The sequence below is a fragment of the Paenibacillus pabuli NBRC 13638 genome (genome assembly GCF_001514495.1).
GTDB lineage: Bacteria > Bacillota > Bacilli > Paenibacillales > Paenibacillaceae > Paenibacillus > Paenibacillus pabuli.
This window is the reverse complement of record NZ_BCNM01000005.1, coordinates 159,209-180,475: the sequence shown is the minus strand read 5'-3', so window position 1 is coordinate 180,475 and position 21,267 is coordinate 159,209. Positions and strand designations below refer to the sequence as shown.

Genomic DNA, 21,267 nt, shown 5'->3' with positions numbered 1-21,267 from the left:
CTTTATGAAAGCGATTACAAATAATGGCTGTGAACCACTGCAGGAATAGGCATAGGGAGACCTAACTCAATCATTAGAAAATGGAGGCATGTTATGTTGGGACGGATGATGAAAAAAGGATTTGTGTTCTTTATCATTTTTTGCTTGGTAGTTTGCGGGGGCCAGTTCGCCCGAACAGCTCACGCCGATGATATGAATACCTATGAAGCCGAGGCCGAGGGGAATATTTTGCTTGGCAACGCGCAAATCTCTGATAGCCCGACGGCTTCAGGCGGCAAAAAGGTCGGAGGCATGTACCAAGGCAGTTCCTTGCAATTTAACAATGTCACTGTAAGTGAAACAGGAAATTATAAAATTTCCGTTTACTACATTTCAGGTGATTCGCGGCCATTCAATATTAGTGCGAACGGCGGGGAGAAGCAATTTGAAGAACCGTCCAAGACAGTCGACTGGGATACGGTGGGAACATATGATGTGACCCTTCCGTTGAACGCTGGAACCAACACAATCCTGATTGATGACAACAACTGGTATTCTCCCGACATCGACAAGATCGTGATCCGCGGTTTGGACAGTAGTCCTCCAGAGGAAGGGGGCGGAGACGACTGGAAGAAAAATTTGCATGGTGCAATCATTGAGGCAGAAGCAGTTGACAACATTTTGAAAGGCAATGCCAAGGTGGTAGACAGCAGCATTAGTTCGGGTGGGAAGAAAGTAACCGATCTGAACAAAAACAGTTCACTGCAATTTACGAATATCAACGTACCGGCAGATGGTACATATTTGATTCGAATATCTTATATTTCCGGTGATCAGCGACCTGTTTATATGCAGGTAAACAATGACACGGACGAGATGATTGATCTGCCCAAAACGGCAAGCTGGGACACGATTGGCATGTATGATGTGGAGGTATCTCTTCATAAGGGTGTCAATACCATCACGTTCTCGGATCATGACTGGTACTCCCCTGATTTGGACCGAATTGAAGTGATTCCGTATAAAATCAGTTATGAAGCCGAAGATTCGGACAATACGCTGACTGGTGAAGCGAGTGTAACGGACAGCCCCACAGCATCAGGTGGCAAAAAGGTCGGATATCTGAATGGCGGGAGCTCCTTAACGTTCAATAAGATTATAGCCCCGATGACAGGTAATTACCGCGTTACGGTCGCTTATTTTTCCGGTGATCCGCGCAGTTTCTATGTCCGCGCAAATAACGGGGAAGAGCAGTTCCACGACCTGCCCAAAACCCCGGATTGGGATACGGTAGGTACGTATGATCTTACACTCCCATTAACTGAAGGCGAGAATACGATTACCTTTTCAGACAACAATGGCTATTCTCCCGATCTTGACCGGATTATCGTAGAGCCTGCGATAGAGACAGAACCTGAAAATCCAGGTGAAGGAGATGACGATCTGGGAACACCGGGTGACTCGCAACGATACGGGGATATCACGGTGACTGATTACACGTATGGCCTTCTGGTATCGAACGGACAATACGACGTGTCTTATAATACCCAGACTGGATTCGTCGGATATAGCTGGGCAGAAGGGCAGAAGATGCGGGGTATTTTCAGTAGCATTAAACTTGGTGAGAGCCTTGTGGAAACCAAAGGTTATGAGAGTCATACGAGCGGTGGAACACCTGTGGAGATTCAGGATGGATTCGGCAAAGGCATTGAGTTGAACTTTGTTCATACGTCGACTGGCAAACCAACCCTGAAGCAGGTCTATCGGTTTTATGAAGATAAATCGTATTTCCTCAACCGTCTGGATGCCTTCAGTGATTCAGAGATCAAGAGTAATTACATGTCACCAATTACGGTTAAAAATACGGGCGGTGTGGATATCGGCGTCAGCTCGGATAATCGTGTGCTTACAGTACCTTTTGACAACGACGCCTGGATTCGCTACAAATCTCAAACCATGAACCGGGCGGATACCAGCTATGAGATGACAACAGTATTCAATAACTCGACACGTAACGGTCTGGTGATCGGTTCAGTAACCCATGACACCTGGAAGACCGGTATTGACTGGAAAGGCTCAGCTAATCGTCTGAATGAATTTGCGGTGTATGGTGGTGCAGCGAGTGACGTTACTCGCGATACTCAGCCACATGGCAGCCTGACTGGTACTGAACTGTCCTCATCACTGATTATGATAGGTGGTTTCAGTGACTACCGTACAGGACTTGAAGAATACGGTAAAGCCAATGCGATTATTACTCCTCCGCTGGCGTTGAATCCAGAGCTGCCACAAGGTGTTCCAGTAGGTTGGAATAGCTGGGGAGCTTATGATAGCGGGCTTTCGTATCAGAACGTAGTGGATGTGTCCAATTATTTCAAGAACAATCTTAAGAAGTTCAACAATAACGGCAATGTATTCATTAATATGGATTCCTACTGGGACAATCTAAGTGATGCTGAGCTTGCCCAAGCCGTATCTGTCATTAAGGACAATGGTCAGCATGCAGGCATCTATTGGGGACCATTTGTGTATTGGGGCAACGATATGAGCCAAAAAGTAGATGGTACCAACGGGCAATATACGTATGGTGATATTGTGCTCAAGGATGCTGAGGGTAAACCTCTGCCGACACTGGATGGAGCATATGCACTGGATGTGACACATCCGGGGAGTCAAATGCGTATGAATTATTTTCTGGATAAGTTTAAATCACTTGGATTCACATTCATCAAACTGGATTTCCTAACCCATGGCTCACTGGAAGGTCAGCATTATGATACAACCATGACGACAGGAATCCAGGCTTACAATGAAGGGATGCGTTATGTCGAAGAGCGATTGGATGGGAAAATGTTCATTAGTGCGTCCATTGCACCGATCTTTCCAAGTCAATATGCGCATAGCAGACGGATCTCTTGTGACACCTATGGCAAAATCAATGAGACGGAGTACATGCTCAATTCATTGACATATGGTTTCTGGCAAAATGGGACGATCTATTCTTATACAGATCCGGATCATTTGGTATTAAGCAGTGCTTCAAGCTTGGAGGAAGCCCGTAGCCGGGTGAATTCCGGTGTAATTGCCGGCACGGTGATGATGGATTCCGATGATGTGAACGTTCCCAAGGCACAGGAATACATGACATCATTGTACAATAACTCGGATGTTCTTCAGGTGGCGCTGAAAGGCAAAGTATTCAAGCCGCTTGAAGGAAATACGAATGCAAATGCCGCAGATACGTTTGTTCTGAAAGACGGCAATGATTATTACCTCGCCGTATTTAATTACAGCGCCAATAGTTCAGCAAACAAAACGATTAATCTAGGCCGTGCCGGATTGAATGAATCCAAAACCTACACGTTAAAAGACTTGTGGACAGGTGAATCTTCGTCAGCCACGGGTGCATGGTCCATCTCGCTGGGGCCAGCTGAATCGAAATTGGTTAAATTGACCGAGAAACCAGTCAATCCAGAAAACCCAGGAAACCCAAGCCATCCTGGCAACAATGGCAACAACGGTAATAACAGTAATACTAGCGGGAGCGGGAACTCTGGATACAGCACGGCTCAGGAGAACGATACAACAACACGGGTCATCACAGCCGATATGCTGAAGGTGGACAGTGAGGCAGGGAAAGTCGTTATAGACATCAAGGCTGGTACTCAGGAGCTGCAACTGTCATCAGCTGTCTTACGCCAACTCGGCAACCATACACTGAAAGTGAAATCAGGCAAGTTAACTTTGCAAGTACCTGCGAGTTTGTTCCAGCAGCTACTGAGCAAGCTACCAGCGGGGCAACAGGAAGATAGTACGATTTCCCTGAAAATGGTCCCGCTTGGCAGCAAGGCCAAAGAGGTCATTGCTGCAGTAGAATCATCTTCCCGGGCAACGGTTACCCTTAAGGGAGAAATCGTTGAATTCAGCCTTTCGGCAACAACTAAATCAGGTACAACCGAAACACTCGCTGCTTTTGATCACCCGGTTACGCTGAGCCTGGCAGCGGCTGAAGGCTTCGACCCTTCACAGGGAGGAATATATTATATTAACAAAAATGGGACATTGGAATTTCTCAAATCAGATTACGTGAATGGCGTATTAACGACTAAAGTGAGCCACTTCAGCAAGTATGCCGTTCTGGAACTGGATCGGACGTTTACCGATGTTCCGGGCAATCATTGGGCCAGCAGTGTAATCAAGGAGTTGGCAGCAAAGGGCTATGTTGAAGGCACACATGTAGATCAATTTGAGCCAGGACGTGCTGTCACCCGCGCTGAATTCACCACTATGCTCGTTCATTCCATGGGACTGACTGTAGCAGGGGAAGTACACTTTACAGATGTAGCGACAGATGACTGGTACGCGGAACCCATCTCGATTGCGACGCAAGCCGGTATTGTAAACGGCCGAAGCGCAGCCCGTTTCCAACCGGACGCACAGATTACTCGTGAAGAAATTACGGTGATGCTGATGAAAGCCTATGAGCGGAATGTTGGGAAAGTACCGCCTGTTGGTTCTACAGACATCTTGTTTACAGATATGGCTCAGGTTTCTTCATGGGCAACGGCTTCGGTGAAGCATGCAGCCCGATTGGGACTGGTCCAAGGCCAAAGACAGGGACAGTTTGTGCCTAAAGGGATTGCTTCCCGGGCAGAAGCGGCTCAGGCCATCTATAACCTGATTTTGAAGTAAGCTTTAAGGCTGCGAATTATATCGCAGCCTTATTTTCATAATTTTGAGATGACAGATGATTTCCCCTATGGATTGTAAGATTGCGATATGGCTAATCCGCCTGCTGCTTCCTACAATAATATGTATGTTCACAACACACAGCATATAGGTACCAAAACACGGAACCTGAAAGGGGTAAGCATGACGATTCAATATCATGAACAATTGCGTATATTTGCAATACAGACACAACATTCATCCTATATTTTCGGAATTAATGAGAGAGAACACCTCCAGCATCTGTATTGGGGAGATCCAGTGAGTATCGAGGACAGCGCTCCTTTGCTCCATCTACAATCCCACAGCTCTTTTGACGCGGAAGTGGAAGGAGAGGTGGAGGAGTACAGCTTCTGGGGAGGCGCATTTTATACAGAGCCATCTCTGAAACTGCGCATGCCTGATGGTGTACGCGATCTTCAGGTTAGGTATGACCGTCACGAGGTCATTGAACAGGATGGCAGACAGACGCTGATTATTACGTTGAAGGATCAGGTGTATGCACTTGAAACGCAGCTGGTCTATCGGGTCATCCCGGAATTCGACCTGGTAGAGCGTTATGCCAATATCATAAATACGGGGCAGGAGGATATTGTGCTGGAAAGCATGCAATCCGCAGCTTGGACTTTGCCATATCTCCAGGATTACCGCCTGACGCATGTTACGGGGAAATGGTCGGGTGAATTCCAACTGCGCAATACCATTTTGACAGAGGGAAAAAAGGTACTTGAATCGCGAAGAGGTTTCACTGACGGTCATGCCAACCCATGGTTTGCGATTGATGATGGTCTTTCCACAGAAAGCGGCGGTGGGGTATGGTTTGGTGCTCTTGCCTGGAGCGGCAACTGGAAGATTGTTGCGGAGAAGACCCCATTCACGCATGTACGGGTAACAGGTGGCATCCATGATTTTGACAATGAATGGTTGCTGGGTGCGGGCGAGACGTTTGAGACGCCTGTCTTTGTCGGCGGATTCAGCCCTGAGGGCTTTGGCGGCATGAGCCATCGCTTGCATCAGTACCAATACAATTACATACTGCCGCGCAGTGAAATCGGTAAAGTGCTGTACAACTCCTGGGAAGCTACCTATTTCGATGTTAATGCCCAGGACCAAATGGCACTTGCCGAAAGGGCAGCCAAAATGGGTGTGGAACTATTCGTTGTGGATGACGGCTGGTTTGGGCAGCGGCATTCCGACCGTGCGGGGTTGGGCGACTGGAACGTGAACAAAGAGAAGTTCCCGAACGGACTTGTTGAGCTGATTGACCGGGTTCACGGACTGGGGATGGAATTCGGCATATGGGTGGAGCCGGAGTCGGTTAACCCGGATAGTGATCTCTATAGAGCACATCCGGACTGGGTATATCATTTTGAGACCCGGGGACGTACGGAGCTTCGCAATCAGCTGCTGCTGAACATTTCCAAGCCGGAGGTCAAGCAATACATTATCAATTTTATGACCGAACTGCTTGGTAATCATGAGATTAAGTTCATTAAATGGGACATGAACCGGACGATCACGGAGCCGGGCATGAAGGGTCACCCCATTAACCGCCAGAAAGAAGTATGGGTAAGGCATGTCCAGAGCTTGTATGATATATGGGCACAGCTGCGAGCCAAGTTCCCGGATGTCGAGTTTGAGACTTGCGCAGGAGGTGGCTCGCGGATTGATCTGGGCATCTTCCGTTATGCCGATCAGTCCTGGCCGAGTGACAATACGGATGCGTTCGACCGCCTGAGCATTCAGGAAGGCTTCTCGTATACGTACGCACCACGTATGATGACCTGTTGGGTAACCGAGTCACCTACAGGAATGAACGGTCGAAACGTCTCTCTGAAGTATCGTTTCCACAGTGCAATGATGGGCACGCTTGGTGTCGGCTCCAATCTGAACGAGTGGAGTGATGAATGGATTGAACAGTCCGGGGAATTCATCGGTCAGTACAAAGCCATTCGTCAACTGGTGCAATTCGGCAAACAATCCCGTCTGACTTCGCTTCGGCATAAGGGGGTTACTGCTGTCCAGTACAGTGATGCTGCCGCAAGTGACCATGTGCTATTCGCTTTTCTTCACTCGCAGAAGCTGGGTGAACCGTTGCCTAGACTCCGTTTGGCAGGCCTTCAGGCTGACAAGACCTATCTCATTGAAGAACTGGGGTTAACGGTCAGTGGCCGTGCGCTGATGAACATCGGGGTGGAGCTGCCTCTGCGCGGCGATTTCGACAGCCTGGTGTATCGTATTCGTGAGCAGGTATAATAGGATGTTGTAGAACGGTTTAAAAGGAGTGCTTTGTAGGTCGGTAACGGCTGCATCGCACTCCTTTTTTATTGGATCTCTTTTTGCGGCAGACGGATCTGTACGGTAGTTCCCATACCTAGCTTGCTATACACTTTAACACCGTAGTATTCACCAAATTTCAGCTTAATCCGCCGATCCACATTTGAAATGCCATAACCCCTTCCTTCTTTCTCTTCAAACAAAGCCTCAAGCTTCTCTCGCCGCATGCCCATTCCGTCGTCTATAACCGATAAGATGATACTATTGTTCTCGATGACACCCTTGATATGGATATTTAGAGGCCGATCCTGATTCCAAAGAGCGTGAATGACTGCATTCTCCACAAAAGGCTGTAACGCAAGCTTTACGGTCGAGTAGGGCAGGATCGATTGATCTATCGTGTAGATGATGTTCAGCTTGCCCTTAAACCGAATAAGTTGAATTGCATTATAACTCTGGGTCAGTTTCAGCTCTTCATTGATGGTCAGGATGCTCTTTCCTTTGTTAAGGGATATCCGATAAAACTTGGCCAGGTGAAGAACCATATCCTGAATCTGTGGATCCTGATGCTTCACGGCCAGAGAAGAGATCGAACCGAGTGTATTATACAGAAAATGAGGATTGATCTGAGCTTGAAGCAGGTCCAGTTCGGCTTCCTTGCTCTGTAGTTCCTTCTGATAAACTTCGGTAACCAGACTTTTCAACCGGGTTGTCATCTGTTCGAATGCAAAGTGAAGCTGTCCGATCTCATCACTGCCCATTTGCTCCTCATGAGTAGGGTTGAAATCCCCCCGCTCAATCCGTCGAATCATCCGAATTAACGTCCTGATGCGATTGCTAAACAGCGAAGCAGTAATATAGATGAGCAGCAGCGCCACGCCGATGAAGCCCAGAGAAATTTTGATAATCAGCTGAGAGAGGGACTTAGCATCCTTGATAATACTGTCATACGGGAAGATGGACACCGTTCTCCAGCCATTTTTGAGCGTGTTATAGACGGCTAGAGCCTTCACGCCTTGATATGTTGTATCAAATCTGCCTGAAGGCGTCTCGTCAAAATTCTGATGAAGCAATTCGGGCAGGCTTGTATTGATTAACTGTTTGTCCGCTGAAGACAGAATCATACCCTTGTCATTGATAATAAAAATATCTTTGCCACCTGCTTCTTTTTCCATGAGAGAATAGATGACCGACTCCGAAATTTGAAAGACCAGCATCCCATAGGGGTACTGATTACTATTGTTGTTCAGCAGCCGAGCGAGTGTAAACATGGCAGGACCGTTCTCTGTCTGCGGCGTGGAGAGATGAATAATGTTCCCATAGGATTGCTGCAGCTTGTGAAACAGTTCCGTGTCCTGAACTTCCGGTGTGATCGGCCGGATATAATAATTGTCTTTGGGCAGCGACGGATTATCCGAATAAATGAATGCGCTATCAAAATCAGGGTAGGCAGCCATCACGGTGTCGATTCGATTGCCAATATAATTATAGACATCCAGATAAGATGGATCATCCTGATACTCGTTTGTAAGGTAATTGGCAAGGCGGTTATCCAAATAAATGGAGGCGGAAATGTGTTCATAGCTATCCAGTTTGTTCTCCAGATTTTTAGTGATTTGAGCCGTTGAGTTCGTCATATTGATGTAGATCTGCTCAGTAAGCTTCGTTTTGGTGAGCTCATAGGAAAAGTAAACCAACAGCATCATCGGAATGATCGTGACCAGAACAAATACCATAAACAGTTTGGAACGAAAACTCAGGTTTACAAAAGGCATGTACATAAATCTTCTATAAAATTGGCGCATCCGGAAGCCCTCTCTTGACTGAATATTCGTTGCACAGTTCATCATAGCAGAGTGAATATGGAAATCCAATCCTCTCTTTGCACAAAAACATCTTTAAAAAGCGGTATCTTTCGGAGAATTCAACTATGGCGAGTAATCCTTGTCAAATTTATGATTATAGGAGAGAAGTTGAATCAAGATATGGCCGACCATGCTGCTGTATAGAAAAAGGGAGGGTACTTAATGCATAAGGTAAGCGCTATCAAAACAGTCAGGAGCAATAATCTGATAAGCAGACTAAAAGAGCAAAAATGGTTATTCGTGCTTATGCTTCCTGCCTTTATTGCGACATTGCTATTTTCCTATGGTCCGATGTTTGGACTATATATGGCGTTTACAAATTATCAGCCGGGTGGGGGATCGTTCTTACATCAGTTCTTCCATGCCGAATTTGTAGGTTTCCAGTGGTTTGAGTATTTCTTTACTACAGGGGATTTCTATCGGGTTATGCGTAATACGCTAGCGACAAGCTTGCTGACACTGTTCTTCGGATTTCCTGCGCCAATCATCCTTGCGCTTGTACTGAATGAAGCGAGACAGGGATTTTTCAAACGTTTTGTACAGACGGTTTCTTATCTGCCGCATTTTATCTCATGGGTTATTGCAGCCAACATTGTGATTACGCTGCTGGCTTCGGATGGAATGCTTAACAACATTCTGGTTCTGCTGGGCATTGTCAAAGAACCCGTTGCATTTTTGCAAAACGGGCCTCTGTTCTGGTGGATTATCGCATTGTCGAACATGTGGAAAGAGATGGGGTTCAGTGCCATTATGTATCTTGCTGCAATCGCTTCCATTAATCCGGAGCTCTACGAAGCGGCCAGGGTGGACGGAGCCAGCCGATTCAAGCAAATGTGGCATATAACGCTGCCATCCATGCGCCCTACAATTGTCATATTGGCTATTCTCGCGGTCGGAGGCATTTTGAATGCGGGATTTGAACAGCAATACCTGCTGCAAAATAATACTGTGCTTGAATACTCCGAAGTTATTGATATTTATGCTTACAAATACGGACTACAAAACAGCATGTTTTCTTATGGTGCTGCTGTGGGAATGTTCAAATCCGTTGTTGCCTTCATTCTTGTCCTTATCGTGAACCGGATTTCCAGAAAAGTGAACGACCAGGCGTTGTTCTAACTACAAAAGACAGAGGGGAGCGCTTGTAATGATTCTGAACCGATTCGGGGATCGTATTTTCAAAATTATTGTATATTTCATTCTTATTCTCGTATTACTGGTTACATTTCTTCCGTTTTGGAATATACTCGTTCTTTCATTGAACAGCGCGGAGGATACGGTGCGAGGCGGCGTTTATCTGTGGCCCAGAGATCTGACCTTGGACAGCTATCAGCAGATTTTGAAAGATAGCGAGATTTTAAGCGGGCTGTGGGTAACCGTCAAACGAACGCTGATTGGTGCACCGCTATCGGTTCTCGTCATTACGATGCTTGCGTATCCGCTAAGTCGGCGGAACTTAATTGGTCGCAAAGGCTGGAACCTGTACTTTATCTTTACCATGTATTTCAGTGGCGGACTGATTCCGTTCTACATGGTGCTTAAGGCGCTGAATATGATCGATACCTTTTCGGTGTTCATTTTGCCAAGTTTGATGAATGTCTTCTATATGATCATTGTTCGTACTTTCATGGAACAGCTCCCCCATGAGATTGAAGAATCGGCGAGGGTAGACGGGGCTAACGATCTGACCATTTTCTTCCGAATTGTGATGCCGCTGACAACACCTGTACTTGCAACAGTGGGACTTTTTCAAGCGATAGGGCATTGGAATGCGTGGTTTGATTCCTATGCGTTCACCTATAGTTCGGATCTGAAGACTCTGCAAGCCGTGCTCGTGAAAATATTAAATCAATTTCAGACCGGTGGCATGATTTCGCAAACGCAAATGCTGGCCAACTCGGCCAAACGAAATGCGGTTTCCAGCGATACCATTCGAATGGCTGCTACGATGGTAGCCACATTACCAATCGTGATGGTGTATCCGTTCCTGCAAAAGTACTTTGTTAAAGGTATGACTTTGGGAGCGGTAAAGAGTTAAGCGATTCCATGATCCGGTTGTGGGACGGACTCGTCCTGCGACCTCTCCTGAAAGGGGGTGGGCCAAGATTGTTTTGTAATTGCTCGATCATGCAATTTAGGAATTTATTCATTGGGAGGAATTAGGGTGTCAATGATAAAGACAAAAAAATGGATCACGATGGGTATGACTGCTGCATTAGTCGTTGGTTTGTTAGCGGGCTGCTCCTCTAACGATGGAGAGAACAAAACAGTAGGTAAAGATGGGGAACAAGGGCCGATTACGCTGACCTGGTTTGATGGCAATACCAAAGGAGAACCATTTACCGATGCAGTTGCCCAGGAAATTACCAAAAAGACGGGCATAGAGATCTCCATCCAGCAGCCAACAGGTAATCCAACGGAAAAACTGAGCCTGATGCTCGCGAGTGGGGACTATCCGGATGTGGTAGTCATGAGCCGGGGAGATGCTTCCCTCGACAAATACATTTCAAGCGGGGCATTCATTCCACTGGATGAGTTAATTGAGAAATATGGTTCTGATCTGAAAGAAATGTACGGAGATACCTTGACCAAAACACGTAATACCGACGGCAAGAACTACTATCTGGCAAACTGGTATGGACTCGACAGTGATCCGGTCTTCGGTATGCTGATGAGACAAAGCCTATTGGAAGAGTTCCTTCCGGATAAAGCAGATGGTTCAAAGCCCCTCACAACAGACGAGTTCGAAGCACTACTAAAAAATTTCAAACAAAAATACAATACGATTGATGGCAAAGAATCCATTCCGATGACGATGAACGGCGAGAACATGGGCGCAAATCTGGGAACATTCAAAGGCATGTGGGGCTTAAAGACGTATTATGACAACAATGGACGTCTGCAATATGATGTCAAGGACCCCAAATATCGCGAGATGCTGTTATACATGAATCGCTTATATAGAGAAGGTCTGATTGAAAAGGAATTTGCAATTAGCAAAACACAGACCTGGATTCAAAAGCTGACGACTGGTGCAGTATTCGCTACCCCAGGTGCATATTGGGACCCGGGGAACGGCAATGCGGCCCTGAAGAAGGATGGCGGGGAAAAGAATCAACTCTTTGCTTACAAAGTTGTTGCTCCAGGTGTAGATCCGGCTCAAACAACGTTTGGCCCAAGAAGTTCGCTTGGATGGGACGCGATCGCGATTACCAAAAACAACAAACACCCGGAAGAAACGATAAAGCTGTTTAATTATCTGGCGAGTGATGAAGGACAGCATTTGCTGCTGTGGGGCAAGGAAGGCGAACAGTACACCATGGTGGATGGCAAGCGACAACCGAAACCTGAATTCCTGCAAAGCTTCAAGGATAATTGGGATGATACGGTGAAGAAAAGCGGCGTTCGCAAATGGTTATGGTTTATCAAAAATGGTCTGGACCCGAACGGACAGCCGTATGACATGGCGGTTAAATTCCAGCGCAGTGAAGTGGATGAACTGGCCATTAAGAGTCTGGGCGATTCCGTATGGGATACAGCACAGTATGACAACCTGAATCCGGATGGGGGAACACCTCAAGCGCTGACGGCACAGAAAGTGAAGGATATTATGGATCAGAGCATTACGAGAGCCATTATTGCCCCAAGTGAGGCCGAAGCCAATTCGGTATTCGACAAGATGCTGGAGGATATGAAAAAGGCTGGCGATGAGAAAGTAGAAGATATCATCAACGAGAAATATGCTCAGCGTATGGAGCTGTGGTCTACCAAATAATTGAAGAGTAATTTTGGTAATAAGAAGCGTCCTGGCATGGTTAGGGACGCTTCTTATTTAAGACCGCATTATACAAATGCCCCGTCAATACCGCTTGTGCCAGTCCAATACTGCGATTTTACGTTTTTCATTGGAATGAACAGGTTTTTTTGGTCTACATATTCCCCCTTCATTGTTCAAATAATGATGGAACAGAACAAAGGAGGGAACGATGGATGAATAAGGCTGGGCGAAAAGGGTGGTCATGCTCCTGGAAAGTGAAGATGTCAGTAGTGTTAGTCGGTTTGATATTAATAGTCAATGGAGGAAATCTGCCTTACAGTAGTGCGGATTCACAGCATGTACCACATCAGATCTCTTCACATACTTCCGGAGATAAATCACAGCATAGAATGGCGATTATCATTGATGATGTCGGAAATGACATGAAAGGGACGGCAGAAATTTTGGCGACTCCTGTGAAGCTAACGGTAGCGGTGATGCCTTTTTTGCAAACGACAAAGAAAGACGCAATCGCAGCACATGAAAAAGGGAAGGATGTGATTGTCCACATGCCCATGGAGCCCAAGAAGGGAAGGCCCGAATGGTTGGGTCCAGGTGCGATCACATCCAATCTGACGGACGAAGAAATCCGTGACCGAGTGGAGAAAGCCATTGACGATGTCCCATATGCAATTGGCATGAACAACCATATGGGATCCAAAATTACATCCGATAAACGCATCATGTCCATTGTATTGGACGTTTGTCAAGAGCGTGGTTTGTTTTTTGTCGATAGCCGTACCAACTTTCGCTCCGTGGTTGGAGAATTGGCAGTGACTAAAGGCATGCCCCCAGTTGGGAATGACATTTTTTTGGACGATCATAATTCCAAACCGCATATTCGCAAACAAATGGATCTTGCGGCTCAGCGTGCTCTAGATAAAGATGTGTGTGTGGTTATCGGGCATGTTGGACATACCGGAATGAACACATCAGCTGTAGTTCATGAATCCGTCTCCCGGCTCAAAGGTCAGATCGAGTTCGTTGGTATTGGCGATCTGGTTCATGATGTGTGGCATTGGAAGCCGGAGCTTAAACTGCCGACAGATAATAAATAATGCCGCTTGCTATGGACTGTGCGATCCGTTTCTGTTCTTTCGGATTGCTAATCATGTCACGATCGCGGGCATTGCTTAGAAATCCGGTTTCGACAATTACAGCCGGTTGTTTTACATGATTTAACAGATAAAAGGGTTTGCCCCAGGATACGTCATGTTTGCTTCCGTACAATTGATTAAGCTGACTCTGAATGGAGTCTGCGAGCAGATAGCTGCGTCCCTCGTTCTGATGTAAAACGACCGGACCTCGCGCTTCCGATCGGGGGCTCCAGTTGGCATGGATGCTGACAACGATATCAGTGCTCACCTCTTCGCTGAGGCTCTTGCGTTGAGCCAAATCCCTGCGGTGACGTGAGCGACTGTTTAACCAGCGATTTTCGTCACTCAGCGCATAATCGCCGAGTCGGTTGATGATGACTGCATAACCCTTGCTGCGAAGCAGGAGATACACCTTCTGGCTAATGGCTAGATTGATGTCTTTTTCCAGTACGCCATGGTCTGTTGTTCCACCGTCAATGCCGCCATGACCAACGTCCAAAAGGATGACAGGTGCTGCAAACGCATGGTGGGTGGAGCGATAGGCATCCCCATCGGTTACCGGCAGCATGGATGGGCTTAGGGGTGATTGTTGCGAATGGAATGTAGGAAGATCGGGTAAGGCGAATTGCGCCGTGGCGACGCGAGAAGTCAGGGGGACGCAAAGAATACTGATTAGCAATGCCATCGATGCGGCCAGCAGCTTATACATGAGAATACACGCTCCTTCTTGAAATAGGCATCTATAGGCAATAAAGGCCGGATGGATACCTTTGGCATTAGACTGTGCATTCTTGTAGTTTTCATACTCTTTACAGCAAAAAAAATGTTTATCTCGGATCTCTTCTGCACACAATAGGGATAACATAAGCCCCGGCTTTGCCGGAGCTACGGGAGGTAAGTTTATGGCCAAAAGCGACGAGTTGGTGAAATACATTACAGAGCGAGTCGTTCATTATATCGACACACCCAAAGAGGAACGTAAAGGACGCACGAAGATCAAAGAGCCTTGGACGATGAAGTGGTTCGGAATGATTCCTTTTGCCGTATCCCTATGGGTTGGGAAAAAGGAAAAAGCAATACATTCGCAGGAAAATAGGGAGAAACCAAGCTCTTCAGGTAAAGGATAATTATGGATCAGCCTTATATCTGATCTCAAAGAAAAAGACGCATTCCTATGAAGCAGAGGAAGGCGTCTTATTTGTTGTGGACATCAGCTACATTCACAATATTATGCTGTACTTTAATCTGTCTGTACTTTCGTTGCCATACCGTCGTTGTCAATACAACCGTCTGATTATCCTTTTCAAAAAAATATCCTGATCCTTCCTGAGCCGTATAAGTCCAGCCTTGTTCAGCCATTCTTGATCTTAAAAGTTCGACGGACTCCGGAAGAGTTTTTTTCGTCAAATAGATGCCATTTCCGTGCTCGTCTATTTCCACAAAACCGATGGCTTGGTCCGTTGTACTTAACGTTTCCATCATCTGTACGTTCTCTGCTCCGGTATTATGGATATAAGAGTTCATAAACAACAGGCCAATCAGGAAAAAAACAACTACACCGATTCCGGTCATGATTCCAAATCGTTTCACTATCATCAACACTCCAATGTTCAAATAAGAAGAATATACCTTATAATATCATATTTGGAATGCTTAGGGCTTGATGGCATAGAAATGTCCATCCCGTAGCAAGGTCTGAAGAGGTACTAATCTCCTCACCGAAGTATGCCCGCCAATAGCTACATATTGTATTTGAGCTGTTCCGTGGTCATCACGCCAGATCTGATACCCGCTGACAGGCAAAGGCCCACCATAGAAAACATTTTGATGATCCGCAGAGTAAACGATCTTACTATCTGCCTTCCATTGCAGATTCAATGCCACCACTCCGGTGATTGAGACTGCCTTGGACGTAATCCATATTAGATTGTCCGCGGGATTAAACACGGATTGCAGATGCATCGAATCCACAGATAACGTGGAGACTTTTGATGGTTCCGCCGTGATGAGCGATACTTGTCCAGACAGTGGGGTGATGGAGTGGAGCCGTTTCGTGGTCTGTGAATCCACTTCCAGTGCATTTAGAATCCCCACTGGCAAGATATCACCATTGGTTGCGTCGATATAAATTGCATCAGCATCGGGTCTTACCACTTTCCAATAGGCGAGCAGTGGAGGAGCATAACGCAAATGAAGCTCTCCTCCACCAGTAATAAGATTTTGCAGGTTCAATTGCTGTTTATCCAACGCTTGATCCAACAAGGAACTGCTGTAAGGCCGCTGTTCTCCCTGACCATATTCACTGAGCTGCAACTGCCCCTGTAGGTCCGCTGAAATAATCATATAACCTACGGGAGACCCTTCAACATCAGCGTATACAAGCCAACTGCGCGTACCTGGACCCAGAGGGTAAAAGTCCAATTCAGCCTGTTTCCAACGTTTCCCGGTCGCTTCAGACCCAAGAATGAGCGCTTGTTCGCGTGCAAACTGTTGAACCGTATCTGGGGCCATTGTATCTGAATGGAGCACAGCCGTACTTTGGGTAATGGTTAAGGATTGTAGCGATTCAGATCCATCTTGAATACCTGCACCTTCTGCTTGAAGCAAAGGGAGCAGGGGATTTACACACAGAAGGCACACAGCAATGCCTGTAATTCGTCGTATTAGGTTCCACGCGGGGTGAAAGGGTCGTTTCATGCGAACACCGCCTCTTCTCGAGTACATATCATGACGAATAGAAGCTGTATTCGTTACATGATCGTTTCTAGTTTCATTCTAGAGGACAGGCTCTGCAAAGGTTGCTGCAACCTGTCGGGCTGCCACTCATGAATAAACACTACTTTTGCCGTCATTTGCGGGAAAAGTAGTGTCCTCGTCGTCTATCTCAAATGAAACATGCCGCTGCTAATGGCGGTCACCTTCACTTTAGGTTCATATTGCCAGATCATCTCGGTACGGCGCGTCTCGTATTGCAGCTTCATGGCCTCACGGTCCATTACGGCTTGTCGGGCTTTATCCTGTTCAGGGTCCGTATCCGGTTCGATTTCTGCCTGAACAGCAGATTCAGCTGCAAGTTCGACATCAGATCCGCTCATCACGCCAGTTAGTTCAATTGGCTGTAAATGTACGTTCTGGATTCGAGAGGTTCCGGAGCGAGAAGGGGGAATATGGGGAGATGGCCCGGCCTCTTCTTTATCAGAGGCTTTATCCTCTCTACTGGAATCAGAGAGCCTATCCGCATCAACCTCAGGCGTGTCTTCTCTAAGAACCGCTTCATAGTAGGTATCCACAACAGCGAGTTCCAGATCAAGCCGCTCTTTGGCTTTCTCAGCCCAGCTATAATCGAGTTTCAATAAGCGGTTCGTCAAATGAGACTCCAGAGCAGCCCCGGCATCGGTTAACGATATCTTGGCTGTCTGTACGTGCATATTCTCTGCCAGCCTTGGACTAAGGTCACGTTTGTTCAGCTTGGAGCCGAATTTCTCGATAATTTCCCCTGTACGAAGGGAGATCCCAATAAAATGCAGTTCCTCCCGCTTCAAATCACAGGCAAATTCCACTTTGAAGCAGACACCAAGCCACGGTTCATATACCGCCGGTGCGGTAGCGCGCAATTGCCGTTTTGCAGCCTGTTCGAACAGATTTACATATGCGCCGCCTTCACGGGCTGCATTGAAGATCTGTTGTAACCTGCGACTGCCATATACCACATCTTCTTTTAAAATTCGTCCGGGTCCTAGTTGGGGGAGAGAAGGGACAATGCCGAAGTACCTGCCGAGAATCGTATCTTTTGGCGCTTCGGTGCCGGGACTTGTACCTGCTGTTGGAGCGGATTGTGCAGCCTTTGCTTCAGCAGCTTCCAATGCTTGCTGATAGGCGTCCGGATCAAATACAAACGTAAAAGACATTGTCTCCGCAGGTGCTCCGGTACGCTCGACAAATCCCCAATAATACGGACGGTTGGTTAACGCCTTGTCGGCTTCTGGAGATAGCTTTACCGTTACATGGGCAGGAGACCGCTCCATGATCTGACAATCGAGCGTTTCCAGGTAAGTGAGAACGTAAGCTTGCACTTCATGGGGCGACATGGTCATGATTAGAGACCTCCTTTGCGAAGGTCAAGACCGGATACGGCGGGTGCCTCATCTGCCACTTCACGCTGAATAGAGTTCAGTGATTGTCCAAGCGAGTCCATTTTACGGCGTATATCCTCTTCGTTTTGTGACTCAAGCATAATTTTGTACAGACTTTTCTCAATGGACTCTTTCTTCTCCAGCCGTTCCAGAATGACATCCAGTCCACCGATGACCATTTCAAACATATTGATTTTCTCATGCAGCAGATTCAGAATATGCTCCTCGATTGTACCTGTCGTTGAGAGGTTGTAGATGTTCACATCATTCTGCTGCCCCAATCGGTGTACGCGGCCGATCCGCTGCTCTACACGCATGGGATTCCAGGGCAGATCGAAGTTGATCATGTGATGGCAAAATTGAAGGTTGATTCCCTCACCACCCGCTTCAGTTGCAATCATCGCCTGCACACGGCCGCGGAAGAGGTCCATCATCCAGTCTTTTTTACCACGGTTCATGCCGCCCCGGTAGGGAACAGCGGTCAGGCCGTTGTTGCGAAAATAATTAAGCAAGTACTCCTGCGTAGCACGATATTCGGTGAAAATAATAACTTTCTCATTCATGTTACGAACGAGTTCCATCGTTTTCTCAGCCTTGGTATTTTCCTTGATCGCTTTAATATGTGCAACCAGTTCCCAGATCTTGTCCCGAAGCGGGGAGTCCAGTGGTAGTTTCTTCGACAGATTGACCAGTGTTACAAATACGGCATCCCGGCTGCTGCATACTTCTCGCTGCAACGTCACCAGGGAAAGCATGCTGCTCAGGTTGCCACCCGCTTCCTGATACTGATCTTTCACAAAGGAAGTTACACCATCATAAAGTGCCTGTTCTTCGGCCGATAACTGCAAATTCACATTGGACACATTCCGTTTGGTGAATTGAACAGGCCCTTCGCCGCGTCGGTTACGGATCATGACTTTGGACAACTCATCCTTGAGCTGCTCCTGATTTTTCGGAATACGTTTGTCGACGACAAAATTGGCCGCAAAATCACCTTGACGACCAAGCTGTCCCGGCTTGAGCAGGTTAATGAGATTGAACAGCTCGCTCATGTCATTCTGAACCGGCGTAGCCGTGAGCAAAAGGCAGTACTTTTTCCGTAACTTAAGCATGAATTGATAGTTGGTCGTTTTTTTATTTTTGAGCTTATGGGCCTCGTCGATAATAATCATGTCGTAATCCGTATTCAGCAGCAAATCTTTATGTGGATCACGCTTCGCTGTATCCATGGAGGCAACCACAATTTCATTTTGCCAGGAATACGCTTTTTTCTGTGCAATCGCAGGGATGCCAAATTTGGAATTCAGTTCACGGACCCATTGAAGTACAAGGGATGCAGGCACAAGAATGAGCACTTTGGATACGAGACCACGGACCATATATTCTTTCAAAATCAGGCCAGCTTCAATCGTTTTGCCAAGTCCCACCTCATCGGCGAGAATGGCACGTCCCGACATTTCAAACAGTACTCTGCGTGCAGTATCCATCTGGTGTGGAAGCGGGGTAAGTCCCTGTAAATGCTTCAGGCATTGGATTTCATCAAAGTTGGGAATCAAATTGGTCTCTTCCGCTTGAATGCCAAGCTGAAAGAGTCTGTAATCGCCCCATGGGCCGCCTTTATCGAGTCTGGACTCCAGTTGGGTCAGCCAACTTCGGTCGAATTCAAGTGGAACGGGTAATTCTGCTGCAGGTTGATTGAGATGATGCGGGTTTTTCCGGTTCATGGTGCTTCCTCCCCTGCCATACGTGATGACGTTTTATTCGTAGGTTATAGTATGGACGAATGAGAGGCAGTTCATAACCAATCTTGGAATATGGAAGTGATTTCTGTCAGGACATCTAGAAAATGTAGAAGAGTTGTAAAATGATAGGTATTCACGTATGTTGATGAATAGTGGCTTCACTAATGTAGAGTGACCATTTTATTTCGATATATGTGCTGATTATAAGGAGGAACATGAACTTATGTTTTCATTGATTTTTGATATGGATGGAACGCTATTTCAAACAGATAGAATATTGGAAAATTCACTGCATGACACTTTTAATCTTCTGAGAACAAAGGGATTATGGGAGCAGGAGACACCTGTGGAAAAGTACCGTGAAATTATGGGAGTTCCTCTACCGGTCGTCTGGGAGAACCTATTGCCGGGCTACTCGGATCACATCAGACATCAAGCAAATGAATGGTTTCATGAGAGATTGATTGCGAATATTGAGGCAGGCCATGGTGCACTGTATCCGTACGTAGAAGAGCTTTTGCAATATTGCAAAGAGAAGAGCATACCAATATACATAGCGAGTAATGGACAAATTGAATACTTAAATGCCATCGTAAACTATTATCATCTGGATGAGTGGGTAACCGAAACATTCAGCATACAGCAGATTTCATCACAGAATAAGACTGATCTCGTCCGCACCATCATGGAGAAATATAAGGTCACTAAAGGAATGGTCATCGGTGATCGTTTGTCTGACATTGTGGCAGCGAAGGAGAATGGATTAATTTCCATCGGATGCAATTTTGATTTTGCTCAAGCTGATGAACTAGCTCAGGCGGATCGGGTTATTGATAGTATCAGGGAATTGAAAACCCAAATCGGTGTATTGTAAAAATGCAAGCGGCCTATTAGGCCGTTTTATTACAACTAAAGTGCGCAATTATTGTAGATGAAAGATTACTTTTTATGTATAATATTGGATAAAAGTGGTGCCCTTGGAAGCTGGGGAGCAACTGACAATGGAGAGGTGAATCCAATGCGGAAACCGATAGATGAACCGTTATTTTATTCGTATCCTGGAATGGTGGCAGTGGTCACATCCCGTCATGAGGGATTGCAAAATGTAATGGCCTCAGGCTGGCATACCTATATTGGGTCGTCTCCCGGGATATACGGCATATCGCTGCGAAAGGAGACGTATTCTTACCATTTGATAGAGCAGAGCAGGGTGTTTGGGGTCCATTTTCTACCGGGCCATCGATCCGAGTGGATACAGGCAGCAGGTACTTTCAGTGGAAGAGATACGGATAAATTCTCAAAGTTCAGCATTAATTATGAGGATGGGATCAAGGTAGATGTACCCATACTGACCGATGCTTACTTTGCTTATGAGTGCAAGGTGATCGATATCACAACGTACGGAGATCATGAATGGATCGCGGGCGAAGTGATGCAGCGGTATCAGGACCCGGAGTACTTTCTGGACAACGGGATGGTTAACTTGGACAAACTGCAAATTCCCATGTACGTGGGACGGTCCTCTTATCGGATACTTGATGGCAGTTCAGAAGAGAAGGTTCATCCATTTTACCTCTAGAGTCCTAGGCACCAAGAAGCAATTATGAGCAAAACTTTCAATCCCACAAG

The 21,267-nt window shown here is 46.5% G+C and carries 15 protein-coding genes; 9 read left to right on the top strand and 6 right to left on the bottom strand.

From position 1 onward, the window contains the following. Window positions 1-192: 192 nt before the first annotated feature. Window positions 193-4,671, top strand: a complete 4,479-nt coding sequence (locus tag PPA03S_RS09240; protein WP_217998929.1) for an S-layer homology domain-containing protein — start codon at window positions 193-195, stop codon at window positions 4,669-4,671. A 180-nt stretch (window positions 4,672-4,851) separates the two neighbouring features. Beyond that, a complete protein-coding gene (locus tag PPA03S_RS09235; RefSeq protein ID WP_062322290.1) occupies window positions 4,852-6,963 on the top strand; it encodes an alpha-galactosidase in 2,112 nt (703 codons plus the stop codon). 68 nt (window positions 6,964-7,031) lie between these two features. Here the strand turns inward: PPA03S_RS09235 and PPA03S_RS09230 are convergent, their stop codons facing one another. Beyond that, window positions 7,032-8,759 carry a cache domain-containing sensor histidine kinase gene (locus PPA03S_RS09230; protein ID WP_062322052.1) on the bottom strand — a complete coding sequence of 576 codons (1,728 nt, stop codon included), beginning with the start codon at window positions 8,757-8,759 and terminating at the stop codon, window positions 7,032-7,034. 252 nt (window positions 8,760-9,011) lie between these two features. Here PPA03S_RS09230 and PPA03S_RS09225 point away from each other — a divergent pair, with 252 nt between their 5' ends. The 4 genes from PPA03S_RS09225 to PPA03S_RS09210 all read left to right on the top strand — a co-directional run bounded on the left by PPA03S_RS09225 (window position 9,012) and on the right by PPA03S_RS09210 (window position 13,724). Continuing rightward, a complete protein-coding gene (locus tag PPA03S_RS09225; protein WP_062322050.1) occupies window positions 9,012-9,968 on the top strand; it encodes an ABC transporter permease in 957 nt (318 codons plus the stop codon). 28 nt (window positions 9,969-9,996) lie between these two features. Further along, window positions 9,997-10,887, top strand: coding sequence for a carbohydrate ABC transporter permease (locus PPA03S_RS09220; RefSeq protein WP_062322048.1), 891 nt, complete (start codon window positions 9,997-9,999; stop codon window positions 10,885-10,887). A gap of 132 nt (window positions 10,888-11,019) precedes the next feature. Continuing rightward, complete coding sequence (locus PPA03S_RS09215; protein ID WP_062322046.1) at window positions 11,020-12,624, top strand: extracellular solute-binding protein; 1,605 nt, start codon at window positions 11,020-11,022, stop codon at window positions 12,622-12,624. A 215-nt stretch (window positions 12,625-12,839) separates the two neighbouring features. Continuing rightward, window positions 12,840-13,724, top strand: a complete 885-nt coding sequence (locus tag PPA03S_RS09210; RefSeq protein WP_062322044.1) for a divergent polysaccharide deacetylase family protein — start codon at window positions 12,840-12,842, stop codon at window positions 13,722-13,724. Here PPA03S_RS09210 and PPA03S_RS09205 read toward each other — a convergent pair. Then, a complete protein-coding gene (locus PPA03S_RS09205) occupies window positions 13,699-14,472 on the bottom strand; it encodes an N-acetylmuramoyl-L-alanine amidase family protein (RefSeq protein WP_062322042.1) in 774 nt (257 codons plus the stop codon). The two genes, PPA03S_RS09210 and PPA03S_RS09205, sit on opposite strands and share 26 nt — an antisense overlap. Window positions 14,473-14,665: 193 nt before the next feature. Here PPA03S_RS09205 and PPA03S_RS09200 point away from each other — a divergent pair, with 193 nt between their 5' ends. Further along, on the top strand, window positions 14,666-14,890 hold the full coding sequence (locus PPA03S_RS09200) for a YqzE family protein (RefSeq protein WP_062322040.1): 225 nt from the start codon (window positions 14,666-14,668) through the stop codon (window positions 14,888-14,890). Window positions 14,891-14,957: 67 nt separating this feature from the next. On the opposite strand, the gene PPA03S_RS09195 is transcribed toward PPA03S_RS09200, so the two are convergent. The 4 genes from PPA03S_RS09195 to PPA03S_RS09180 all read right to left on the bottom strand — a co-directional run bounded on the left by PPA03S_RS09195 (window position 14,958) and on the right by PPA03S_RS09180 (window position 19,620). After that, on the bottom strand, window positions 14,958-15,353 hold the full coding sequence (locus PPA03S_RS09195) for a hypothetical protein (protein ID WP_062322038.1): 396 nt from the start codon (window positions 15,351-15,353) through the stop codon (window positions 14,958-14,960). A gap of 63 nt (window positions 15,354-15,416) precedes the next feature. Continuing rightward, the gene (locus PPA03S_RS09190) at window positions 15,417-16,460 is read right to left on the bottom strand and encodes a hypothetical protein (RefSeq protein ID WP_062322036.1); all 1,044 of its coding nucleotides are present in this window, start codon (window positions 16,458-16,460) and stop codon (window positions 15,417-15,419) included. A gap of 182 nt (window positions 16,461-16,642) precedes the next feature. Next, window positions 16,643-17,857, bottom strand: coding sequence for a YqhG family protein (locus PPA03S_RS09185; RefSeq protein WP_062322035.1), 1,215 nt, complete (start codon window positions 17,855-17,857; stop codon window positions 16,643-16,645). A 2-nt stretch (window positions 17,858-17,859) separates the two neighbouring features. After that, the gene (locus PPA03S_RS09180; protein ID WP_062322033.1) at window positions 17,860-19,620 is read right to left on the bottom strand and encodes a DEAD/DEAH box helicase; all 1,761 of its coding nucleotides are present in this window, start codon (window positions 19,618-19,620) and stop codon (window positions 17,860-17,862) included. A gap of 241 nt (window positions 19,621-19,861) precedes the next feature. Between PPA03S_RS09180 and PPA03S_RS09175 the strand changes: the two genes are divergently transcribed. Both PPA03S_RS09175 and PPA03S_RS09170 read left to right on the top strand, forming a co-directional pair. Continuing rightward, window positions 19,862-20,512, top strand: coding sequence for an HAD family hydrolase (locus PPA03S_RS09175; RefSeq protein ID WP_062322031.1), 651 nt, complete (start codon window positions 19,862-19,864; stop codon window positions 20,510-20,512). A gap of 144 nt (window positions 20,513-20,656) precedes the next feature. Beyond that, on the top strand, window positions 20,657-21,217 hold the full coding sequence (locus PPA03S_RS09170; protein WP_062322029.1) for a flavin reductase family protein: 561 nt from the start codon (window positions 20,657-20,659) through the stop codon (window positions 21,215-21,217). Window positions 21,218-21,267 lie beyond the last annotated feature (50 nt).